Here is a 21,025-nt window from a genome sequence, read left to right on the forward strand (position 1 = left end):
GGATAACCGCTGGAACTGCTTAAGCGGCTGGTGTTTCTGCAGCGGCTTCGTCGCTACCGCCACGTGGCTTCGCAATTGAAACCACTGCTGCGTCATCACCGTGGGCCAGTTGTACGAATTCAACACCTTTAGGCAGTTTGATTTCGGACAAGTGGATTGAATGGCCTGCTTCTAATGTCGCCAAATCGACTTCAACGAACTCTGGCAAATCTTTTGCCAAGCAGCTGACGTCAGCTTCAGTTTGGATGTGGGAGATGTTGCCACCACCTGTTTTCACGCCTGGAGCGACTTCTTCATTGATGAAGTGGAAAGGCACTTTAACGTGAATTTTCTCAGTCGCAGAAACACGCTGAAAATCGATGTGTTGAATCGTGTTACGCACTGGGTGCAGTTGATAGTCACGCAACAAAACGCTTTCAACTTTGCCATCCACATTCAGGTTCAGGATAGACGCATGAAACGCTTCATGACGGAACTCCATGAACAATTCTTTGTGGTTTAATTCGATTGACAAAGCGCCTTGTTCACCACCATATACCACACCTGGCACGCTGCCGGCGCGACGCAGGCGGCGGCTCGCACCCGTACCTTTAACGTCACGTTTGACGGCTTTAATTTCGATACTCATAAGAAACTCCTAAAAACGCCACAAGGGCGGCACTGCACTAAAATCCACCTGCCGCGACCAGCAGGTGGTGTAAAACTAATCCATAAATAAAGAAGAAACGGATTCTTCTTGGCTGATACGCTTAATCGTCTCGGCGAGCAAGGTCGCTGCGCTGAGCTGACGAATCTTGCTGCAAGCTTGCGCGCTGGCATTGAGCGCGATGGTGTTAGTGACAACCAACTCATCCAGCGCTGAAGCCATGATGCGCTCGCCAGCACCACCCGATAACACTGGGTGGGTGGCGTAAGCAACTACTTTAGTGGCGCCTTGTTTTTTCAACGCGGCAGCGGCTTCGCACAGGGTGTTGGCGGTGTCTACCATGTCATCCATAATGACGCAGGTTCGGCCTTCGACTTCACCAATAATATTCATGACTTTAGCCACGTTCGCTTTTGGGCGACGCTTGTCGATGATCGCCAGGTCTGCATTAAGCTGTTTAGCCGCAGCGCGAGCACGCACCACACCACCAACATCCGGCGACACGACAACCAAGTTTTCGTGGTGTTGCTTGGCGAGGTCTTCGAGCAAGATGGGCGTTGCATAAATATTGTCGACCGGGATGTCAAAGAACCCTTGAATCTGGTCTGAGTGCAAATCCATGGTCAGCAAGCGGTTTACACCAACACTGGTGAGCATGTTTGCAACCACCTTGGCAGTAATAGCAACGCGGGCAGAGCGCGGACGTCTGTCTTGACGCGAGTATCCCAAATAAGGGATGGCGGCAGTAATACGGCCTGCAGAAGAGCGACGCAGTGCATCGACCATGACCATGACTTCCATCAGGCTGTCATTGGTTGGGTAGCTGGTGGATTGCAATACGAATACGTCGCGGCCACGTACGTTTTCCAGCAGTTCTAACATGATCTCGCCGTCAGAAAACCGGCCAACATCGGCACGCCCTAATTCAATGCCCAAATGCGTGGCAACTTCTTGTGCCAGTACCGGATTAGCATTACCGGTAAATACCATCATGTTGGCGTTACTCAACGTTGTACCCTTTTTTAGCGATGACGATGTTTTAACCTGGCTCCATACCAAAGGCTGGGGCTTATAAAAAACTTAAGCGTGTAAATCGTTAAATCTACACGCTTATATTTGGCTGAGGAGGAAGGATTCGAACCTTCGCATGCCGGAATCAAAATCCGGTGCCTTAACCAGCTTGGCGACTCCCCAAAAAACTTGTCTTACTCATTCGCTTTTATCGTTCAATCCTCATTGAGGAGTGTGTTAAAAAGCGGATGGTATTTTAACCCTTTTGCCCAAAAACCTGAAGTGTTTTTTGGCCTATTTTCAATCAAATCGTTCGCTTTTATTTCACTATCGACGGCTACAAATACCGACCCCCCAGAACCACTCATTCGCGCATCGCCAAACTGTTTTAGCCATTGTAGCGAATCGTTTACCTCAGGGTATAGCGAACAAACGATGGATTCCATGTCGTTTCTGGCTTGTTGCCAAAAGGCGGTGGAATTTGCCCCGTTTGAAAAGTCCGCTATTTTCAATGGTTTCGAGTCTCTTGTCAATGCTTGGTGCGCAAATATTTTTGCAGTTGGCACCTCAATATGTGGGGTAATCACCACATAGTATTTTTCTAAAATATCTGCCGGCATCATGACTGCGGATAGCTGTTCGCCGACGCCTTCTGCCCAGGCCGGTTGTCCGAAAATAAATACCGGTACGTCGGCACCGAGCGTGAGCCCGATCTGCATCAACTGTTGCCGGGTATAACCTAACTGCCATTGCTGATTGAGCGCCATCAGTACCGTTGCTGCATCTGAGCTGCCACCGCCGAGTCCGCCGCCCATGGGCGTGCGTTTCAGGCATTCAATCTCTGCGCCTAGCTGACAGCCACTGCTTTCTTGCAAAGCGCGCGCGGCGCGAATCGTCAAATCTTTGTCGGCAGGGACGCCCGGCAGTGGGTTCAGATGCTGTAATTGACCATCTTCGCGCACACGAATGCGCAGCGTATCGCCGTGATCGAGCAATAAAAAAAGCGTTTGCAAGCGATGGTAGCCGTCATCGCGGCGACCCGTAATGTGCAGAAAGAGGTTGATTTTGCAGGGCGCAGGGTAGCTGATAAATTTCATAGCCGTGATTGTAAAGCATGCCAGCAACGTTCAGGCGTGCAATTGCCGCGCGAGATGGGAAACTTATTCGAGGATCATGCGGCCTTGCGCATCCTGCACTGGGCGTTGATTTGGCTCGCCAATCGCCTGTTGCAAGGTGCCAATTTGAAATTTGGACACTTTAAGGGGTTCTTTCATGATCACCCATTGCACGCCCTCAGTACAGGGCGGTGCGGTGAGCGAGCCACTATATCGGTAATAGGCGGGTTTTGCAGGCATCAGGTCTCCTGGAGTGACGCGTATCGCCAACGCCTTGCTCTGTTCTTTTTCTTTGGGTAGGTTGCCCAGTATTTTCTCTAATCCCGCATGTGTGCTGCCCTCTTCAAGCATGATGGCAATAATCACGCGATGTCCTGCTTTGTCTTCATGCACCATTTGCAGTTCGGCAGCATATGACTTCTGCTTGATCTGGTGTTCGCTGGGGACGTGCACACTAATATATTTGAGTTGATACGGCTTTTGATCCAAGACCATCATGTTGCCGGTGCCTGCATCCAATATGAGGCTGTGGTCTTTCACTGCGACATTTTTAAGCGGAAACTTTTGCAATCGTTTGATCGGTTTGAGTGCGGCCGTGATGGTATTGTCGATATTGATCGGCGATTGCTGGCTACCTGCGTTGCAAACTGCATAGTCAGGGTTCAAGCTGCCCCATTTATCCGGGCCATGCGGGCCGCTGTAGGCCCAAGACTGATCATTCAGTTTGTCTGATTTTTCTTTTTTGGTGGCTTTGTCTTTGTCTGGGGTGGCGTCAGTGGCTCTGGCCGATTTACTGTTATCCGTGGCTTTTGCCGGGGCGACTTTTTCCTCAGCGGGTTTCGCCGCCGGTTTTGGCGCGGCGGGTTTTTCTTCTGGTTTGTTGTTCGTTGCCTCTGCGGCAGGCTCGGCGACTCCATCGGGCGCGGCTGGTTTGTCTTTATTGCTGGCAACCGCAGGCACCACCGGATTCGAGGCACGGCGGGCAGCTGCCTCTAAGCGCTGCTTTTCTTTGGCTTGCCACTTGCAGACATACTGCTGCGTGACTTCGACTTCTGACTCTGGCAAAGGCTCGATAAAGTCGGCCTGTTTAGCAGTGGTCCCGGCAGAATAGACCAGCTCTCCTTGATCGTATTGAAACACCTGAATAGTGGCGGCTTTGCGTTTGTCGCAATCAAAATACCACAGTGCCTTGGCGTGGTTATAGACGCGGTCGACCGACTCTACATTTTTTTGCGGAGTGCGATAATCTACCTTGACCCAAGCTTTGATGTAGGGTTTTTCTTCCAGCAAGGATTGTTTATCAATCATCAGCTGGTTGTCGTCGGTTTTTTTGATCGACAGCCATTGCGATGCATGGCTTTGCCCGGACCATGCGCCCAATAGCAACCACAGGCTGCAAGCTAGCCAAAATCGAACAGAATAGGGGGAATAAACATCACAGTGCATAGTGCCTTTATCGGCGCCTGACACTGAATCTTTAATCTGCCAGCGGGGATTCTGGCTTGCTTTTGTGCGCAGCTTACCAGTGCTGAATCACCAATTTAAGGCGGACTTCTTGCTGCTGGAGCTTGATGTTGTAGGGCAACTGTTCAAGTGCGCCGTTGAACGCCGTCTGACGGTAACCGTCATAGTCGATCTGCCATTGGTCTTGGTTGAGATTGGCCGGGCCGCCATGTGCAAGGTAGTTGGCTTGATACGGGCTATTCGCGTGTGGAATGCCTAAGATCCACTGCGTTAAGCCCGCCAGTGGCAAGCGCCAACCGAGCAGTTGCTCGGTGAGGCTGGCGGTGTCGGTCGCGCTATGCAGTTTGCCATTTTGATCAGTCAACGTCACTGTTTGTGCGGTGCGTTGAATCAGGGCGACTTGTTGTCCAAGCGGACTAAAAATGCGCATGGTATCTAATTGCGCTTCATGTTGCCATGCCATGCGCGCTGTGTAGCCCTTGCCGGCGTATTGCACTGCCAGCTTTGCCTCTAGCGCAAATGCTTGCGTTGCTTGCAAGCGTTGGGTTCGTGAAAGTGCATCGCTACTGGCTGCGGGCTGTGTCTGCGGGGCCGGCAAGGTGCTGCAGCCGACTGCTGACATGCTCAACAAACAAGACAATATGCGCAAACCAGCGCTGGGACGCCAGCGCCGAGGCAGCGGTTGCGACAGACGCATCACAATCACGATTTTAGTTTTTTCGCGGTCGCGACCAGCAGTTCGTTGTCAGGGTTGGCCGACAGTGCTTGCTCCAGAATACGCTGCGCTTCTTCACGTTGACCTTGTTTCCACAACACTTCGGCCAAGTGAGCAGCAATTTCAGGATCTTGCTGAATGCCATAGGCGCGACGGAGTTGTTCGCTGGCATGTCCTAAATCCCCCAGGCGATAGTAGACCCAGCCAAGGCTATCCATGATGTAATGATCTTCAGGCGCGAGCTTGGTCGCTGTCTCAATCAGGGTCTTTGCTTCCATTAATTTGATATTGCGATCGGCATAAGAATAGCCCAGTGCATTATAGGCAGGGGCCATGTCAGGTTTGCTTTTGATGACCTTGTACAGGGTCTCTTCCATGATGTCGAATTTGCCTTTGCGCTCGGCGTTCAGTGCAAAGTCGTACAGTAATTCAGGGCTCTCAGGAAAGCTTTGCGTGGCTTTTTCAAGCAACATATAAGCCTCATCAGTACGTTTGGCCTGGTTCAACAGCAGCGCTTGGTTTTGAATCACCATCGCTTGTTGCTCCGGGCTTAAGCCGTCGACATTGTCCAACATAGTGATCGCGGCATCGACGCCATCGCGGCGAGCAATGATCGAAGCGGCAGCGAGACGGCCAGCCAAAAATTGCTCACCATCGGTGATTTTGTCAAACCACTGCAGGGCGCGCGTGTCTTGCTTTTGTTCAGCGGCAGATCTGCCCAAATTAAAAAACACCTTGTTGGGCTCTTTAAAGCCAACCTGCAGGCCGTGCTCGAGTGACTGATCGGCAAATGCATACTCTTTCGCATCCAAAGCCAGCAAGCCAACAATCACATTCATCTCTGGATTATTTTGATGACGTTCTAGCAGCTTGGTAAATTCTACTTTAGCGTCTGTGGTATTTTTTTGTACCAACAACGCGCGGGCCAGCGCCAGCCGAATCTGGTCAGCCTCAGGGTAAGTCTTTAAAAAGTCGCGATAAAAAGCGATGCCTTTTTGTGGATCTTGTTCACTCAGCATTTGCCCGCGGATTTGTGCAGGCGGCTCCCAGCCTGGGCGCAGTTTAGAAGCTTCTTTAAGCTCGGTGACCATCAACGGTTCATTGTGCGCAAAGTAGGCCGCTTGTGAGATTGCAAAGCGCGCTTCTGGGAGTTTTGGGTAAGGTTTCGCCAGTAACTGAATCGCTTCCAATACACTGGTTTTGTCCGTCACCCGCATCATCAGGCTATTCAATTCCATAAATGCGTTTGGACGGATGTTGTCGTTCGCAAGCACCTTTTGAATCTGTGGGATGGCTTTTTTTAGGTTGCCATTGGCAATTAAAAGTTGTGTGGCAGTTTGTGCAGCAGGAATCGAGTCTGGCGCTAATTCTGACCAAAGCTCAGCCGAGGGCAGTGCGAGTTGCGGGGTGCGTGCAATGGTGGCGGCTTGCGTCGCGCGCTCTGCCAGCAGCGGGTCACGCGTTTGCTTGGCTAAATCGAGGAACAACTGACCCGCGAGTACAAACTCTCCGCGCTGCGCCGCGACTTCACCTAATAGATATTTGTAAACAAACTCAGCGGTCGGAGTGGTGATGGTTGGCGAGTTGCTGGCAGACCATGCTGGACTAGTCAATAACGCCAGACAAAGTGCTAACGTGCTGCGGCGCTTGGCGGTAGGTTTGCGCGTAAAACGGCTGGTTTGGGGCATGCTGAATTCCTGTGTAGGTGGACTGTTTAGGGACAGTGTCATGGCTAGGTTTTAGTCGTCGGGTTATGATGTTGAATTGTTGTTTAGTCCGTGACAGTTGCGGCAAGTTCATCCATAATGTGCGATTTGTAACTGAATTGTAATTAACAGTTCGGCGCAGGTGGAAACCTCAGTAACAAGAGTCGTTTCAGCACTATAACTTTTTGATGAAATCTTTGTCTAGGAATTTGCAGATTGACCTACACATGGTTAATACGAGCAAATGTCCCCTAGTCGGTAGGTGTGTGAAAGAATCATGGCAAATTTGACAGTTGAAGCAATCGAATTGACCCGCTTATATGGCGGTCGCGCGGCGGTCAGTGACGTGACCTTTAGTTTACAGCAAGGGCAGGTGCTCGGTTTTCTCGGCCCCAATGGCGCCGGTAAATCGACTACCATGAAAATGTTGACAGGCAATTTAGCGCCCAGCGCAGGCAGCGTGAAAATCTGTGGCATCGATATGATCGAGCAGCCCAAAGAGGCCAAAGCATTGATTGGTTACTTGCCAGAAATGCGTCCTTTATATAAAGAATTCACGGTGGATGAGTATTTAACCATCGCAGCCCGCTTGCACAATGTGTCCAGTAAACATATCAAAAAAGCAGTAGAGCACGCCAAAGAGCGCTGTGGTTTAACCCACATGAGTAAGCGTCTGATTGAAAACTTATCCAACGGATATCAACAGCGTGTAGGCATTGCGCAGGCGATTATTCATCAGCCAATGGTGGTGATTTTGGATGAGCCGACCGTCGGTCTAGACCCGATTCAGATTCGTGATATTCGTGCGCTGATTAAAGAGATCGGTGAGGCCCACAGCGTGATCGTGTCTACCCATATTCTGCCCGAAGTCGAGATGGTGTGTGACCATGTACAAATCATCGACAAAGGCAAACTGGTGTTTAATGGCGGCATTGAAGTGCTGAAACAGCAACGGATTGGTAACAAGTTGCTGGTCGGTCTGCGCCAGTCGCCAGACGCCGCCCAATTAGCCGCCATCCCTGGTGTGGCTGAGGTCGAACCCGCGGATGGCTTGTGGCGCATCCGTTTTCATGAGGGCAGTCAACCGCATGAAGCGATTGTGCAAGCTGCCGTACAGCAAGGTTGGGGCCTGTACCATATTGCACCGGACCAGACCAGTCTTGAAGATGTGTTTGTGCAACTGACTTACCACGAAACGACATCGACAGATGCCAAGGCTGCCTAGGCCGACATTGAGAGATCCAGTATGTTGAATATTGCAAGAAAAGAAATTAAAAGTATGTTCGCCTCGCCGATGGGGTGGATTATTTTGGCATTGCTTACCTTTTCGTTTGGCGCGTATTACTTAAACGGGGTGAATAATTACTTCGAAGTGATGTCCGGCTCGATTCGTCCGGCCGAACGCATCGGCGTGACGCAGTTTGTTGGCCAAACGGTCTATGGTTTAGCCTCCTTTATTATGCTGTTCGCGGTGCCGCTACTCTCCATGCGCTTGATTGCAGAAGAACGCCGCAGCCAAACCCTCCCGTTTTTGTTCAGTGCGCCCTTGTCTATTAGCGAGATTGTGGTGGGTAAGTTTTTAGGGCTGGTGGTGTTTTTGAGCATTTTGGTGGTGTACATCGCGGTGATGCTGTCTACCTTGAACATCTGGGCAGATGTGGATTTTGGCTATATTGTGGCTAACTCTCTTGGGCTGCTGTTGCTGGTCTCGAGCTTTGCCGCGCTCGGTTTGTATTTCTCCAGCCTGACTGCGCAGCCCATTATTGCCGGCATTCTGAGTTTTATCGCTTTGTTTGTGCTGATGATTCTGGACCGTTTTTTCGCCGGTGATCCGACCAGTACCATGCTCAAATTTTCGCTGATGCGACATTTTCAGTCGTTTGCCGGCGGCTTGATTGATACGGCGGATTTGGCTTACTTCGGCCTGTTTATCCTCACTTTTATTACACTGACGATTCGTCGTCTTGATGCAGATCGTTTGCGCGGTTAAACGCGAATTGTTTTGAGCTTGAAAGCATTATGAAAATTAACCGTAAATTTAGATGGCAACTGTTGGCACAAAATTGGATGTTTGTGCTGGTGTTTTTGGCTCTGGTGGTGATGTTGGGCTTTTTATCCAGCCAATACCGCTGGGCCAAAGATATTACCCAAGCTAACCGTAATATCCTGACGCAAGGCAGCGTGAATGTGCTCAAGCAGATGGAGGGCGATATCAATATTACGGTCTATGCGACCAACGACGACGCTAACAATGGCGACACTTTCCGCAAAGGAATGTTGGATTTTGTGGCGCGTTATCAGCGCGAAAAAAAGAATGTGTTCATCAAGTTCATCAACCCCTCAGAAGAGCCTAAGCTGGCGCAAGAGGCGGGCGTGAAAGTCGATGGTGAGACCATCGTCGAATATAACAAACGCAGTGAACATATCTCGCCGCCGTTTGCCGAGCAAGAAATGACTAATCTGTTGGTGCGGTTGTCACGCACCAACAATCAGCCAGTGATGTACCTCGACGGCCATGGCGAGCGGCTGTTGCAAGGCCTTAAAAACCACGATTTGGGTGAGTTTGGTAAACAACTGGAAAGCAAAGGCTTCAAATTTGCCAACCCTGATCTGACGATTGCGCAAGCAGTGCCGGCCAATGGCGCCATGCTGGTGATTGCTGCACCGCAAGTGGATATCAGCGCGGTAGAAGCCAAAAAAATCAAGGCGTATATCGAATCCGGTGGCAATGTGTTGTGGCTGCTTGATGACGATAACCTGCATGGGCTGCAAGAGGTCGCGGAATACCTTGGTATTAAGGTGTCTGCCGGCATTGTGGTTGACCGTGCGGCAGAACAATATGGCGCGGATCCTAAAATGGCGTTTGCCAGTTTGTATGGCGATCATCCAATTACGCGCAATTTCATGCTGCGTACGGTGTTTCCCGAGGCGCACCAAGTGGATGGTCAGGCCTCCGATGATCTCGGCTGGAAAGTCGGTCGTTTAATTGATGTGGCGCCCAACGGCTGGCTAGAATCTGACAAAATTCCAGCGGGTGCACAAAACCTCAAAGTGAGTTTTGATGCGGGCAAAGACAAGGCAGGTCCGATTAATGTAGGCGTGGCACTTGAGCGCACTTATGGCAAAAAAGGTCAGCGTGTGGTGGTGATTGGTAATGCCAATTTTCTGGCAAATACGTTTATTACCAATGGCGGCAATCTGGATCTGGGCATCAATATTGTCAACTGGTTAGCCGGTGATGATCGTCTGATTACTATACAGCCAATGCCACTCAAGGATATCAATGTCACTATTCCAGCGACAGATCAAGGCCGCTTGGTGGCTTGGATCGTCTTCCATGCCTTCCAATATTTGATTCCAATTGGGTTGTTTGTGGCGGGCTTTTTATTGTGGTGGAAGCGCCGCAAGGCCTAATGTCAAACGATCAGGCTGTCGGAGTGGTGTCATGAAAAAAAGATGGATATTAAATCTGTTGTTGTTGGCAGTGGTGGTTGGCATTGCGCTGTTCTTGCATTTAAAACCCCAAGCGCAAACTGGCGTGGGCAAGTTTGAAGTCTCTCAGCTCAAAATGGCAGACTTTAACCAAGTCAAAGCGGAGTTTCCAGCCAAAGCCCCCACCATCTTTGAAAAGGTGGATGGCTATTGGATGATGCGTAAACCCTATGCGGCACGGGCAGACCAAGCTTCGGTGCAACGCGTCATGTCGATTATTGCCGCCACGACGATGACGAAATTGCCGTTGCTGGACCCGGCAAAGTATGGCTTGGATCAACCTGTTTTAAAGTTGACCCTGTCAGGTAGCAAGGGTGAGCAAGTGTTTACATTCGGCACTTATAATCCGGTGTCTGAAGAACAGTATGTGGCATATGCCGGGCAAGTGTATTTATTAGGCGGTCAATATAGCGAGGCTGCGGCCACGCAGCCCATCGAGATGGTCGACAAAACGCCTTTATCCCCCGCCGAGCGTAAACAGCTGGCGGGCTTCGATTTGGCGCACCTTGAGCAATGGGAAGAAAATGCACTGAAAGTGGTGTTGTCTAGCCAAGGTCAATGGTCAGTGAATGTGACGAACGCGAAACCGACACAAAATGAAATGAACGAGTGGATGGATTTTAGCTGGTTGCAATCACAAGCCACCTCGGTTGAATTCTATTCACCTGACCGTAAACAAACTTATCCCTCATTTGAGGTGGTGTTGCGCAACGGCAAAAAAGTGCATTTTGATAAGCTGCAAGAGTCGCCAGAATATTTGCTAGCGCGCCCAGACGAAGGCATTATTTATCACTTCACGAATGATGCTGGCTTTACCATGGTGAATCCGCCCGTGAATATCCAAGCGGCTAAGTAAAGCGCCATGCCTGAATTACCCGAGGTAGAGGTCACGCGACGCGGGTTATTGCCTGTGGAAGGCGCAAAAATCTCACAAGTCACCATCCGTCACCATGGTTTGCGTTGGCCGATCCCTGCAGCGTTGCCGCAATATTTAGAGGGACGACGTCTGTTGCGGCTCACACGCCGCGCGAAGTATATTTTGGCTGACATCGGTCAGACGCAGACAGAAGGTGTGCTACTACTGCACTTAGGCATGTCAGGTCGCTTGTGTTTGCTTGACCGTGACTATCCCGCCGAAAAACATGATCACTTTGACCTAAAATTTGAAGATGGGCGCGTGATTCGTTTGCGTGACCCGCGGCGCTTCGGGGCCGTGCTGTGGCTAGACAATCCCCCCATGCAACATGCTTTGCTGGCCAGCCTAGGGCCTGAGCCGCTCGAATCTAGTTTTAATGCGGATTATTTGCATGCTCAACTGGCTAGCCGCTCGGCTTCGATTAAAACTTCTATCATGGATGCGCATGTCGTGGTGGGTGTTGGCAACATCTATGCGAGTGAATCTTTGTTTCGTGCGCGCATACACCCCGAAATACCGGCCAAAGCCTTAAGCGTCGCGCAATGCGCATTATTGGTGCAAGAGATCAAATCGACCTTGCTGGCGGCGTTAGAGGCGGGTGGGAGTAGTTTGCGCGATTTTTTTGGTGCTGATGGAAACCCCGGCTATTTTCAGCAGACCTATACCGTCTATGGTCGCACCGGTGAGCCATGCCGGGTGTGCTCGCAGCCGATTCAAAATATTCGTCTTGGTCAGCGTTCGACTTTTTATTGCGCGCACTGTCAGCCACGCCAAACACACCCCTTAAAAAAATAATGCCAGCCGCGGATGTAAGCTTATTCCGCTAAAGGGCTCACTTCGTCGCTATCCGGCATGATGCAGTTGCGTCCGGCGCGCTTGGCGGCATAGAGGTGATGATCTGCCCGCTCGACCACTTGGCCCAATGGCTCATCGCCATGCATTTCGGCAATCCCCGCACTGACAGTCATTTGCACCACCTGGTTACTAAAGTGGAATTGTAAGCCGGCCACGGCCGCACGGATCAATTCGGTAATGTCTCGGGCATGGTGCAGGTTGCAGCCAGCAAGGAGTACCAAGAACTCTTCGCCGCCCCAACGACACACCACATCCTCCGCACGGACGTGTGACTGAATGACTTGGGCAACCCTTGCCAGCACGCGATCGCCGGCCTCATGGCCGTAGGCGTCATTGATGCTTTTGAATAAGTCGATATCGAGTAGCACCAGCGATAGCGTCTCGTCCCGACGTTTATTGCGCGCCAGCGCTTGTTTAAAATAAAACTCGAACACCTGACGGCTGGCAACGCCCGTTAATTTGTCTTGGGTGGCCATCGTTTCCAGCTTGTCGTGATAGCCTCGCACGGCAAAGTGTGCCAGTGCCAGCACCACGATACTGATGAATAAGGCTACCGCCAAATTGATGAAAAATGCGGTTTCAATGCGGTCAGAGGCTGGATCATTGACCTGTTCTACAATCAGGTACCAGTCAAACTCTGGGACTAATCGGCTGTTTAAATACAGCATATTGCCGCTGCTGGTTTTGAAAGAGAACGTGGCGCTGGGTGAGGTCAGCACTTTGAGAAACGCTTTATCCAGTCCCGCTTTATCTTGTAAGTGGATGGCCGAGCGATATTGGCTGCTTTGCAGCATGACTTCGCCCTGACGATTGACGAAGTAGATATCACGGCCATAGCGTTTCTGATAGTTTTCAATCAGTGCGCCCACGGTTTGCAGCGATAGGCCAACTCCAATCACGCCGATGAATTGCCCCGCATTGTCTTCAATACGATAGTTTACAAAAATGCTCAGTCGTTGATGATCCGCGGTGTCATGGTCGATGTTGATGACATAAGGCTGGTGGGACTGTTTGGCATCAAAGTACCAGTGGTCCTGCGGATTGGTGCTTGATACGCGCTTAAGTACGCCCGATGGGTGGTAATAGAGGCCGGAGCGTTCCGACACGAAAAACGCAGTGATGGTGTTATATTTTTTTTTGGATTTGTGCCAGATAATTGGTCATCTTGCTGGCGTCTTGCTCACCATCGTGGACCCAGTCAAATACAAACACATCATTCGCCATTAAAGATGAAATCAATAATGGCTGCAGCAGATCGCGCTGAATCTCAGAGTAGATATTATCGCTGGTTAAAGGCAACATCTCTTGCTGCAGGCGATCTGTGAGCGAATCTTTGGCGACAAAGTAGCCAATGAGGCTGGTCGCCAAAAACCCAGCCAATACGATTGCGCTGAGAAGAACAGTATATAAGCGTTTGTTGACGACCATGAATCTTAAATCACCTAAAATCACGTGAAGCGAACAATACATTATGATCAATATAATGTGACTTTATTTGGGTGAATAGTCTGCTTTTTTGCGTGGTATTTGAGTGTTTGGATTGGTTTGCCTATTAGTGGCCATGGTCGCGGGCGGCATGCGCATGTAGATAACTTGCAGGTGGATGCGGCGAACCGCCGATTTTTTGTGGCAATAATGAGCCCACAATCATGGCGACTGCGCTGACCAATACGCCGATGAGTTGTGCCGGCACCACACTTTGCTCGCCCAGCATCAGCTCAATCAGCACCCAAGATGCGATGCCTAAAATGATCGCTGCAAGCGCGCCTTGGCTGGTGGCGCGTTTCCAAAAGGCGCCAAAAAATAACGGTACAAAGGCCCCGGCTAGCGTGACTTTGTAAGCACTCTCAACCATGCCGAAAATAGACAGGTCTGAATGCAGTGCGTAAAACAGCACCATGCCAGCAAAGCCGACCAGACATAAGCGCATCACCCGCAAAAAGGCGTGATCATTCATGTGCGGCATAAAGCCTTTCACAACGTTTTCGGCAAAAGTCACCGAGGGTGCCAGCAATGTGGCCGACGAGCAGCTCATGATGGCGGAAAGCACCGCGCCGAAAAAGATGGCTTGTGCCACCAGGGGGGTGTGTGTCAGCACCAAAGTGGGCAGTACGCGCTGTGAGTCGGTTTCGACGAGCGTGCCAAAGGTGGCCGGATCGATCAAAGTGGCTGCATAGGCAATAAACATGGGGACGAAGGTAAAGCAGAAATAAATGCTTGCGCCTAAAATGGAGCCCCATAAGGCAATATTGGCCGTCTTGGCCGAGGTGATGCGCTGAAAGACATCTTGTTGCGGAATTGAGCCTAGCATCATCGTCAGCCAGCCACCCAAAAAGGTGAGCCAAACACTCCAACTTGCCGATTGCGGAAAGAAATGCAGTTTACCCGCATTGCGCGCATGTTCAATCACCGGCGCAACCCCACCGGTCTGGCCTGAGACGAGATAAGCAATGTACAGCAGGCCACCAATCACAACGATCATCTGAACAAAGTCTAAAATCGCCACCGACAACATGCCGCCCAAGGTGGTGTAAGTGAGAACGATGGCGGTGCCGATCATCATGCCATGGGCCTCTGAAATCGCGCCATGGCTGATCAAATTGAAAATCAAACCGAGTGCTTTGATTTGTGCCGCTACCCAGCCCATGTAAGAGACCACGATCGCGATGGTGGTCAGTATTTCTACCGTACGGTTATACCGCATGCGGTAAAAGTCGCCCAAGGTCAGGATGTTGAGTTTATAAAGACGGCTGGAAAAGAAAATGCCGGCGATCACCAAGCACATGCTAGAGCCAAATGGGTCGGCTGCGACGCCCGTCAGGCCCTCGCGCACAAAGGTTGCTGAGACGCCAAATACCGCCTCGGCACCAAACCAGGTAGCAAACACAGTTGCCATGACGACAGGCAAGGGCAGGTGGCGCCCAGCGACGGCATAGTCTTTGGTACTGTGCACGTTTCTGGCTGCAACCAGGCCAATGCCGATGGATACCAGTAAATACGCGACGACAAACCAGATCAGCACAGCCTGTTCCTTTTGAGCCTATTGCAAAAAGGCGATTTTAAAACAAAACCATGCGCAATCTGGCTTTTCTATGTCGCACAAAAGTGAAAAAGGCCTGAAAATCAGGCCTTTTTACAATTTTGCACAATTACTCTACGCGTTTCCACAATTGTGAGCGGCCTAGTAAAGAAAAACCGATAAAACCACGTACTTCTAACTCGTTACCATTGCCGCTCAAAGTCATTTTACATTTGTAAGTTTTGCCGTTTTCAGGGTCTAAGATCTCGCCGTTTTCATATACCGTGCCGGCGTTGCTTTTCTTAAGATGTTTGGCAATGGTCATACCAACAATTTTCTGGCCTTTGCGTTCATCCGTGCATTTGTCGCAGACGGCATCGCCTGTGTCCGTAGCGAGTAAGCCTTTTTCAACGATGGCGCTATATTCGCCCGCATTTTCTACGATGCGGACTAAGGATCGCGGCTTGCCAGTTTTGTCATCGGTGGTTTGCCAGAGCCCGCTTAAATCTGCGGCGTGGATAGCGAATGGCAACAGCAGTAATACGATGGCTAGCATTTTTTGGCAGTGTCGCATGGTTGGTCTCCATTAGTGGTTGAACAGCAAGAACAAGCTCGCAAATTGTAAGGTTAGCAGCACTACGATCGCAGCGGTGGCCCATTTTTGCCAACTGGCTTGTTTGGCTTGGGTGCTGAGTAGGGTCTCGATGCGGCTTTGTTGTTTGCTGACCTCGGTCTGCGTGCGCAGATATTGTTCAAATACACGTGGCATTTCAGCGGCATGGGTCAGAATATAAGGTAATTCTCGTTTGGCCGACTTTAGCAGGCTACGCCAGCCGATTTGTTCGCTCATCCAGCGCTTAAGAAAAGGTTTTGCGCTCTGCCACAAGTCAATATTCGGATCGAGTTCGCGGCCCAATCCCTCGATGTTCAGTAGGGTTTTTTGCAGCATGATGAGCTGCGGCTGAATATTCACACCAAAGCGGCGCGACATCTGAAACAGGCTAAGCAAGGTGCGACCAAACGAAATGTCTTTGAGTGGTTTTTCAAAAATCGGCTCGCAGATGGCACGTACAGCGGTTTCTAGCGCTTCGACACTGGTGTCAGCAGGCACCCAACCAGATTCAATATGCGCCACGGCCACATCACGATAGTCTCGATTAAAGAAGGCCAGAAAGTTACGCGCTAAATAGTACTGGTCGGTGGGGCTCAGGCTACCCATGATGCCAAAATCCAGCGCAATAAATTTCCCTTTATCCGGGCCATCAATAACGACTTGTATATTGCCAGGGTGCATATCGGCATGAAAAAAACCATCGCGAAACACCTGGGTAAAAAAGATTTCAACCCCTTCGTGGGCCAGTTGCGTCATGTTGATGCCGTGCCCTTTTAAGCGCTCTATCTCGCGAACCGGGATACCAAACATGCGCTGCATGGTCATGACTTGGCTAAAAGAGTAATCCCAATAAATCGTTGGCACCAGTAGACTACGATCGCTGAAATTGCGACCCAGCTGCGCACATTGCGCGGCCTCTAAGGTTAAATCCAACTCGTGTTCGGTATGGCGGGCAAACTCATCGACAATTTCGTCTGGTTTTAAACGGCGACCTTCACTGGACAATTTTTTGACCCACCAAGCCAGCGTGCGCAACAGGGCAATGTCGCGGTGAATAATGTCAGCGATACCGGGACGCAGCACCTTAACGGCCACCAGCTCGCCGCTATGCAGCGTCGCAAAATGTACTTGTGCAACCGAGGCGCTCGCCACAGGCGTCGGGTTGAATTCAGCATAAATCTTGCTCAACGGCGCCTCAAATGCTGCCTGAATAATCGATTCGACTTCTGCGTAAGGGAATGGGGGCACTTGGTCTTGCAGCTTTACCAGTTCGTCCGCCACATCAGGGGCCAATAAGTCCCGCCGGGTAGACAGCATCTGGCCAAACTTGACGAAAATGGGGCCCAGTCTTTCGAGTGCGAGGCGTAAACGCACAGCGCGATGCTCTGGGGTATAGCGCCAGAATAGCAGTAGGTTTAGAACGCGATAAGCGACACCGGGATGGTCATTGCGGACAAAGAAAATGTCCAGACGGTACCAAATCAGCACGCCGATAATATGAAAAAAACGTAACCAATGCATTGTGACTAACTTTCGAGAGAGGAGGCGGCAAGGAGCTTGTCGACGCGTTGTTGCAGTCTGTCCGTGTCTTCGCGCAGTTGGTCAACAGATCGGTTGAATTGTTCAATACGGGTTTTTTTGGCAAGAATAGGTTGTTCTTCTTGCCAATATTCCACCAGCATTTCGCTCAGGTTTTTTGCCTGACTTTGCCAGCGGTGTAGTTTCTCTTGACTCATTTGCACCACTTGATAAGCCGCAATATCGCCAACCACTTTGCTCAGATCGTCTTCAATATCCCAGCGCACCGCCGCTAAAATTTTACCGACCTCCATGCCAAGCGTGGTATCGCCGTCGATTTTGATCAGACTATGTGCCAAAGGGTCTTTGCGTAGCAAGCGCATGGCCAGACTCGGCGGCAAGTGAATAGTGGCATCTGCTTGTGCCGCATCACCGGCAACCGCGAGCGTGCCATCATTTAAAATCGTCAGCATGGTTTGTGCGACTTTAAAATCCAGCAACACCTGCTTGTGGGCGTGAGGCTGCAACAAGGGCGCGGTCCAGCTGTTTTGCTGCATAAGGTGTTGCAGCACGAATTGAATCAATGGTTTAAACATGGCTTTAAATTTTGATGCCTTTGTGTAATGCCACCACGCCAGCGGTCAGGTTGTAGTAATCCACCTTGCCAAAGCCTGCGTCATGCATCATTTGTTTGAGCGTTTCTTGGTCTGGGTGCATCCGTATGCTCTCTGCCAGATAACGATAGCTGGGCTCATCGTTTGCAATCCACTTGCCAAACTTGGGCAGTAGTTTGAATGAATAGGTGTCGTAAAGCTTTTCTAACGGTTGCCACACCTTAGAGAACTCAAGCACCAGCAAACGCCCACCCGGTTTCAGCACGCGCTGCATTTCGCGCAAGGCGACTTCTTTATGCGTCATATTGCGCAGTCCAAAGGCCACGATTACGCAATCGAAGCTTTCATCTGCAAATGGCAAGTGTTCGGCGTTACATTGGGTAGCGGGGATGTTCAATCCAGCATCAATCATGCGGTCACGGCCTACGCCAAGCATGGAGGCGTTAATGTCAGTCAACATCACAGTACCGGGATTCACCGCGGCTTGTGTGCCTACTTTTTTGGCAAATAAGCGGGAGAGGTCACCACTGCCACCCGCAATATCCAGTACCTGATCGCCTTGGCCGACACCGCTGACATCGACGGCAAAACGCTTCCACAAACGATGCATGCCTGCCGACATCACATCGTTCATGATGTCGTATTTTTGTGCGACCGAATGAAACACTTCGCCGACTTTTTGTTGTTTGTCGGCTTCGGCAACGGTATCAAAGCCAAAATGGGTGGTTTTTTTCTGTTCAGTGTTTTGCTGCATGTGTTGGTTCCTTGCGCGTATGGCCAGCCATCGACAGTTTGCTGATGTAGTCTTGCCACAAACTCTCATAGTGTTGTGCCAGATAGTACAAATAATCCCATGAATATAGGCCCGTATCATGACCATCATCGAAGAACAATTTGATGGCATATCTGCCTACCGGTTCAATTTGGCTGATATTCACATTCTCTTTGTCTAGTTGCAGCACTTCTTGGCCGGCGCCGTGGCCACGGACCTCGGCCGAGGGCGAGTAAACGCGCAAAAATTCGCACGACAACATACACTCTGTATGGTTATCGAAGTGCACTTCGAGCAAACGTGAAGCCTGATGCAACTGGATCAGGGTGGGGGTAGGACAATCGGGGTGAAGACCGCTCATAATATTGAAGAAAATAGGGAATATGGTCGATAAAGTGAGTTACTTGCATCATAGCAGATGCACACAGGCCGCGCATGGTTAGAGACTGTTGCATGTTAGGGTTGATAATTCATTTTATTTGTGAATTAATAGCTATACCTACATGATTTATTTGAACTTTTATTATTTCATGATAGATTATTAAAAAAACAGGCAATCATGAATAGGTTACCTTACAATTCTGAAGCAGGTCCTATGGAAAACAACAGACTGGCACAACAATTTGATTTGTACACGCGATGGCGTCAATCGATTGCTGATGTGTTGGGAGAGTATCGGCGCTGGATGGCCGATAAGCAGCTCAGCGATGTGCAAATAGAAGAGCGCATACAACAACAACTCAATCGTTTGCGAGAGGATAAACTCACCGTAGCCTTTGTTGCAGAATTCTCACGTGGCAAATCTGAGCTGATCAATGCGATTTTCTTTTCTGGTTATGGGCATCGCCTGCTTCCGTCTGGCGCCGGCCGCACCACCATGTGTCCCACAGAATTGCGTTACGACACTGGAAAACCAGTCAGTTTGTCGTTATTGCCGATTGAAACCAATGCCCACCAAATGTCGATCAGCGAGTATCGTCGCACGCCACAGGCTTGGTCATCTGTAGAGTTTGATGCGCATTCGCGCGAAAGCATGGTCGAGGCTTTTAAAGAGGTCAGCCGTACCCGCCGCGTCACCACCGAAGAAGCGCACTCTTTGGGCCTGTATGATCCAGACCAGCCAGATGACGCCATGTTGATCGGTCAGGACGGCCTGCTCGAGATTCCTTGCTGGCGTTATGCGGTGATCAATTTTCCACATCCTTTGCTCAAACAGGGCTTGGTCATTCTCGATACGCCTGGCTTAAATGCGATTGGCGCTGAACCTGAGTTGACCATGAGCATGTTGCCAAATGCGCATGCGGTGCTATTTATTTTAGGCGCGGATACTGGCGTCACCAAGTCGGAAATGGAAGTCTGGCGACGCTACATCAGTGGCGCGCGCTGGAAGCAAAAAGGTCGCTTAGCGGTACTCAATAAGATTGACGGCCTATGGGATCCGCTGAAAACGGATGACGAGGTTGAAACCGAGCTCTACCGGCAGCTGCAAAGCACGGCCGAATTGTTGGGCTTGCCACGTGATCAAATCTTACCCACTTCTGCGCAAAAAGGCCTACTCGGCAAGGTAAAAGGCGATCAAGCATTATTGCTCAAAAGCCGCTTGTTGCAACTCGAGAAAAACCTGTCTGATGAGTTGATCCCGGGCAAGCAGGAGATCGTGCGCGAAAGTATCCAAGGTGAAATCGAGGATATGATGGATCAAACGCGCACCACCCTGGATACGCGTTTGCAAAGTGTCGTCGATCAGGCCGATGAATTACGTTGTCTGCAAGGCAAAAACGAAGATGTGATTGCGCAGATGATGCGTAAGGTCAAGCAAGATAAAGTCAATTTTGAAGTGGGCTTGCAGCGCTATCAAGCGTTACGCAGTGTGTTTTCAGTGCAGTCTAACCAATTGTTTCACCATTTAGGTATGCCTGCACTCAAGAGCAAGGTCCGCGAAACTCGGGATGCCATGATGAAGGCCTCGTTTACTAAGACGATGCGGCAGGCCATGGATGATTTTTTTAGTGATCTCAAACGGCGCATGATGGATGCCGACGTGCATGTGCACGAAATCAAGAAAATGATGGAGGCCATGTATGAGAAGTTTTCACAAGAACATGGTCTAGTGCAAAAAGCGCCGCCGCCTTTTTCAACCTCGCGTTATTTAAAAGCACTCAATAAACTCGAAACCATTTACCGCGATCAGTTCAACACTACCTTCAATATGATCGCGCATGAAAAGTTGACGCTCACCAGCAAGTTTTTTGAAACCTTAGCCAGTCACGTCATTTTGGAATACGAAGCGGCCAATCGTGACACTGAAAGCTGGTTGAAAGCGGTGATCGCGCCGATGGAGAGCCAGATGCGCGAGCACCATGTGCAACTCAAACGCCGGGTTGAAAGCATCAAACGGATTTACCAGGCGACGGATACACTAGAAGAGCGCATTGCCGATTTAGAGCAGGTCGAGTTATCGATCCGTCAGCAGCTTGCTGAACTAGATCAGCTTAACCGCAAGGCGATGTTTACGTTGGCGCATGAAGAAGTCATTGTGCAAGCGGCCTAATAAAAAATAGACGCCATG

20 protein-coding genes and 1 tRNA gene are annotated in these 21,025 nt (G+C 50.3%); 6 read left to right on the top strand and 15 right to left on the bottom strand.

The annotated features are described in order from the left end of the window. Positions 1-19 precede the first annotated feature (19 nt). From FIT99_RS03115 to FIT99_RS03145, 7 genes are all read right to left on the bottom strand, one after another. Complete coding sequence (locus tag FIT99_RS03115; RefSeq protein ID WP_140002874.1) at positions 20-628, bottom strand: 50S ribosomal protein L25/general stress protein Ctc; 609 nt, start codon at positions 626-628, stop codon at positions 20-22. A 75-nt stretch (positions 629-703) separates the two neighbouring features. Next, positions 704-1,639 carry a ribose-phosphate pyrophosphokinase gene (locus FIT99_RS03120; protein ID WP_140004616.1) on the bottom strand — a complete coding sequence of 312 codons (936 nt, stop codon included), beginning with the start codon at positions 1,637-1,639 and terminating at the stop codon, positions 704-706. 124 nt (positions 1,640-1,763) lie between these two features. Continuing rightward, a tRNA-Gln gene (locus FIT99_RS03125) sits at positions 1,764-1,840 on the bottom strand. A gap of 32 nt (positions 1,841-1,872) precedes the next feature. Further along, positions 1,873-2,754, bottom strand: a complete 882-nt coding sequence (gene ispE, locus FIT99_RS03130) for a 4-(cytidine 5'-diphospho)-2-C-methyl-D-erythritol kinase (RefSeq protein WP_140002876.1) — start codon at positions 2,752-2,754, stop codon at positions 1,873-1,875. A 63-nt stretch (positions 2,755-2,817) separates the two neighbouring features. Beyond that, positions 2,818-4,218, bottom strand: a complete 1,401-nt coding sequence (locus tag FIT99_RS03135) for a carbonic anhydrase (protein WP_140002878.1) — start codon at positions 4,216-4,218, stop codon at positions 2,818-2,820. 73 nt (positions 4,219-4,291) lie between these two features. Beyond that, on the bottom strand, positions 4,292-4,933 hold the full coding sequence (gene lolB, locus FIT99_RS03140) for a lipoprotein insertase outer membrane protein LolB (RefSeq protein ID WP_140002880.1): 642 nt from the start codon (positions 4,931-4,933) through the stop codon (positions 4,292-4,294). A gap of 5 nt (positions 4,934-4,938) precedes the next feature. After that, on the bottom strand, positions 4,939-6,639 hold the full coding sequence (locus FIT99_RS03145) for a tetratricopeptide repeat protein (RefSeq protein WP_223261262.1): 1,701 nt from the start codon (positions 6,637-6,639) through the stop codon (positions 4,939-4,941). A gap of 295 nt (positions 6,640-6,934) precedes the next feature. Between FIT99_RS03145 and FIT99_RS03150 the strand changes: the two genes are divergently transcribed. From FIT99_RS03150 to mutM, 5 genes are read left to right on the top strand one after another with little or no spacing between them, the layout of a single operon-like run. After that, a complete protein-coding gene (locus FIT99_RS03150) occupies positions 6,935-7,882 on the top strand; it encodes an ABC transporter ATP-binding protein (protein ID WP_140002884.1) in 948 nt (315 codons plus the stop codon). A 21-nt stretch (positions 7,883-7,903) separates the two neighbouring features. After that, positions 7,904-8,647, top strand: coding sequence for an ABC transporter permease (locus tag FIT99_RS03155; protein ID WP_140002886.1), 744 nt, complete (start codon positions 7,904-7,906; stop codon positions 8,645-8,647). Positions 8,648-8,676: 29 nt separating this feature from the next. Beyond that, positions 8,677-10,071, top strand: a complete 1,395-nt coding sequence (locus FIT99_RS03160) for a GldG family protein (RefSeq protein WP_140002888.1) — start codon at positions 8,677-8,679, stop codon at positions 10,069-10,071. A 31-nt stretch (positions 10,072-10,102) separates the two neighbouring features. Further along, on the top strand, positions 10,103-11,005 hold the full coding sequence (locus FIT99_RS03165) for a DUF4340 domain-containing protein (RefSeq protein WP_140002890.1): 903 nt from the start codon (positions 10,103-10,105) through the stop codon (positions 11,003-11,005). 6 nt (positions 11,006-11,011) lie between these two features. After that, positions 11,012-11,860 (top strand): bifunctional DNA-formamidopyrimidine glycosylase/DNA-(apurinic or apyrimidinic site) lyase, encoded by an 849-nt coding sequence (gene mutM / locus FIT99_RS03170; protein WP_140002892.1) that lies wholly within the window; start codon positions 11,012-11,014, stop codon positions 11,858-11,860. 20 nt (positions 11,861-11,880) lie between these two features. On the opposite strand, the gene FIT99_RS03175 is transcribed toward mutM, so the two are convergent. The 8 genes from FIT99_RS03175 to FIT99_RS03205 all read right to left on the bottom strand — a co-directional run bounded on the left by FIT99_RS03175 (position 11,881) and on the right by FIT99_RS03205 (position 18,817). Further along, positions 11,881-13,026, bottom strand: a complete 1,146-nt coding sequence (locus FIT99_RS03175) for a sensor domain-containing diguanylate cyclase (protein ID WP_223261263.1) — start codon at positions 13,024-13,026, stop codon at positions 11,881-11,883. A 19-nt stretch (positions 13,027-13,045) separates the two neighbouring features. After that, entirely contained in the window at positions 13,046-13,348 is a 303-nt protein-coding gene (locus tag FIT99_RS12445) for a hypothetical protein (protein ID WP_223261264.1), read from the bottom strand. 124 nt (positions 13,349-13,472) lie between these two features. Then, positions 13,473-14,942: a sodium:solute symporter family protein gene (locus FIT99_RS03180; RefSeq protein WP_140002894.1), complete on the bottom strand. Its 1,470-nt coding sequence runs from the start codon at positions 14,940-14,942 to the stop codon at positions 13,473-13,475. A gap of 127 nt (positions 14,943-15,069) precedes the next feature. After that, a complete protein-coding gene (locus FIT99_RS03185; RefSeq protein WP_140002896.1) occupies positions 15,070-15,513 on the bottom strand; it encodes a DUF2147 domain-containing protein in 444 nt (147 codons plus the stop codon). A 12-nt stretch (positions 15,514-15,525) separates the two neighbouring features. Further along, complete coding sequence (gene ubiB, locus FIT99_RS03190; protein ID WP_140002898.1) at positions 15,526-17,073, bottom strand: ubiquinone biosynthesis regulatory protein kinase UbiB; 1,548 nt, start codon at positions 17,071-17,073, stop codon at positions 15,526-15,528. 5 nt (positions 17,074-17,078) lie between these two features. Further along, the gene (locus tag FIT99_RS03195; RefSeq protein ID WP_140002900.1) at positions 17,079-17,666 is read right to left on the bottom strand and encodes a ubiquinone biosynthesis accessory factor UbiJ; all 588 of its coding nucleotides are present in this window, start codon (positions 17,664-17,666) and stop codon (positions 17,079-17,081) included. A 4-nt stretch (positions 17,667-17,670) separates the two neighbouring features. Then, positions 17,671-18,438 (bottom strand): bifunctional demethylmenaquinone methyltransferase/2-methoxy-6-polyprenyl-1,4-benzoquinol methylase UbiE, encoded by a 768-nt coding sequence (gene ubiE / locus FIT99_RS03200; protein WP_140002902.1) that lies wholly within the window; start codon positions 18,436-18,438, stop codon positions 17,671-17,673. Further along, positions 18,422-18,817, bottom strand: coding sequence for a gamma-butyrobetaine hydroxylase-like domain-containing protein (locus tag FIT99_RS03205; RefSeq protein WP_189524777.1), 396 nt, complete (start codon positions 18,815-18,817; stop codon positions 18,422-18,424). The genes ubiE and FIT99_RS03205 overlap by 17 nt, the downstream gene beginning before the upstream one ends. Positions 18,818-19,051: 234 nt before the next feature. Here FIT99_RS03205 and FIT99_RS03210 point away from each other — a divergent pair, with 234 nt between their 5' ends. Beyond that, a complete protein-coding gene (locus FIT99_RS03210) occupies positions 19,052-21,007 on the top strand; it encodes a dynamin family protein (RefSeq protein ID WP_140002904.1) in 1,956 nt (651 codons plus the stop codon). Positions 21,008-21,025 lie beyond the last annotated feature (18 nt).

The sequence above is a fragment of the Methylophilus medardicus genome (assembly GCF_006363955.1).
Classification (GTDB): domain Bacteria; phylum Pseudomonadota; class Gammaproteobacteria; order Burkholderiales; family Methylophilaceae; genus Methylophilus; species Methylophilus medardensis.

Excerpts from the sequence above, each read along its gene's own strand:
- FIT99_RS03115 (WP_140002874.1), bottom strand. The coding sequence starts at position 628 with ATGAGTATCGAAATTAAAGCCGTCAAACGTGACGTTAAAGGTACGGGT.
- FIT99_RS03120 (WP_140004616.1), bottom strand. The coding sequence starts at position 1,639 with ATGATGGTATTTACCGGTAATGCTAATCCGGTACTGGCACAAGAAGTT.
- ispE (WP_140002876.1), bottom strand. The coding sequence starts at position 2,754 with ATGAAATTTATCAGCTACCCTGCGCCCTGCAAAATCAACCTCTTTCTG.
- FIT99_RS03135 (WP_140002878.1), bottom strand. The coding sequence starts at position 4,218 with ATGCACTGTGATGTTTATTCCCCCTATTCTGTTCGATTTTGGCTAGCT.
- lolB (WP_140002880.1), bottom strand. The coding sequence starts at position 4,933 with ATGCGTCTGTCGCAACCGCTGCCTCGGCGCTGGCGTCCCAGCGCTGGT.
- FIT99_RS03145 (WP_223261262.1), bottom strand. The coding sequence starts at position 6,639 with ATGCCCCAAACCAGCCGTTTTACGCGCAAACCTACCGCCAAGCGCCGC.
- FIT99_RS03150 (WP_140002884.1), top strand. The coding sequence starts at position 6,935 with ATGGCAAATTTGACAGTTGAAGCAATCGAATTGACCCGCTTATATGGC.
- FIT99_RS03155 (WP_140002886.1), top strand. The coding sequence starts at position 7,904 with ATGTTGAATATTGCAAGAAAAGAAATTAAAAGTATGTTCGCCTCGCCG.
- FIT99_RS03160 (WP_140002888.1), top strand. The coding sequence starts at position 8,677 with ATGAAAATTAACCGTAAATTTAGATGGCAACTGTTGGCACAAAATTGG.
- FIT99_RS03165 (WP_140002890.1), top strand. The coding sequence starts at position 10,103 with ATGAAAAAAAGATGGATATTAAATCTGTTGTTGTTGGCAGTGGTGGTT.
- mutM (WP_140002892.1), top strand. The coding sequence starts at position 11,012 with ATGCCTGAATTACCCGAGGTAGAGGTCACGCGACGCGGGTTATTGCCT.
- FIT99_RS12445 (WP_223261264.1), bottom strand. The coding sequence starts at position 13,348 with ATGGTCGTCAACAAACGCTTATATACTGTTCTTCTCAGCGCAATCGTA.
- FIT99_RS03185 (WP_140002896.1), bottom strand. The coding sequence starts at position 15,513 with ATGCGACACTGCCAAAAAATGCTAGCCATCGTATTACTGCTGTTGCCA.
- ubiB (WP_140002898.1), bottom strand. The coding sequence starts at position 17,073 with ATGCATTGGTTACGTTTTTTTCATATTATCGGCGTGCTGATTTGGTAC.
- FIT99_RS03195 (WP_140002900.1), bottom strand. The coding sequence starts at position 17,666 with ATGTTTAAACCATTGATTCAATTCGTGCTGCAACACCTTATGCAGCAA.
- ubiE (WP_140002902.1), bottom strand. The coding sequence starts at position 18,438 with ATGCAGCAAAACACTGAACAGAAAAAAACCACCCATTTTGGCTTTGAT.
- FIT99_RS03205 (WP_189524777.1), bottom strand. The coding sequence starts at position 18,817 with ATGAGCGGTCTTCACCCCGATTGTCCTACCCCCACCCTGATCCAGTTG.
- FIT99_RS03210 (WP_140002904.1), top strand. The coding sequence starts at position 19,052 with ATGGAAAACAACAGACTGGCACAACAATTTGATTTGTACACGCGATGG.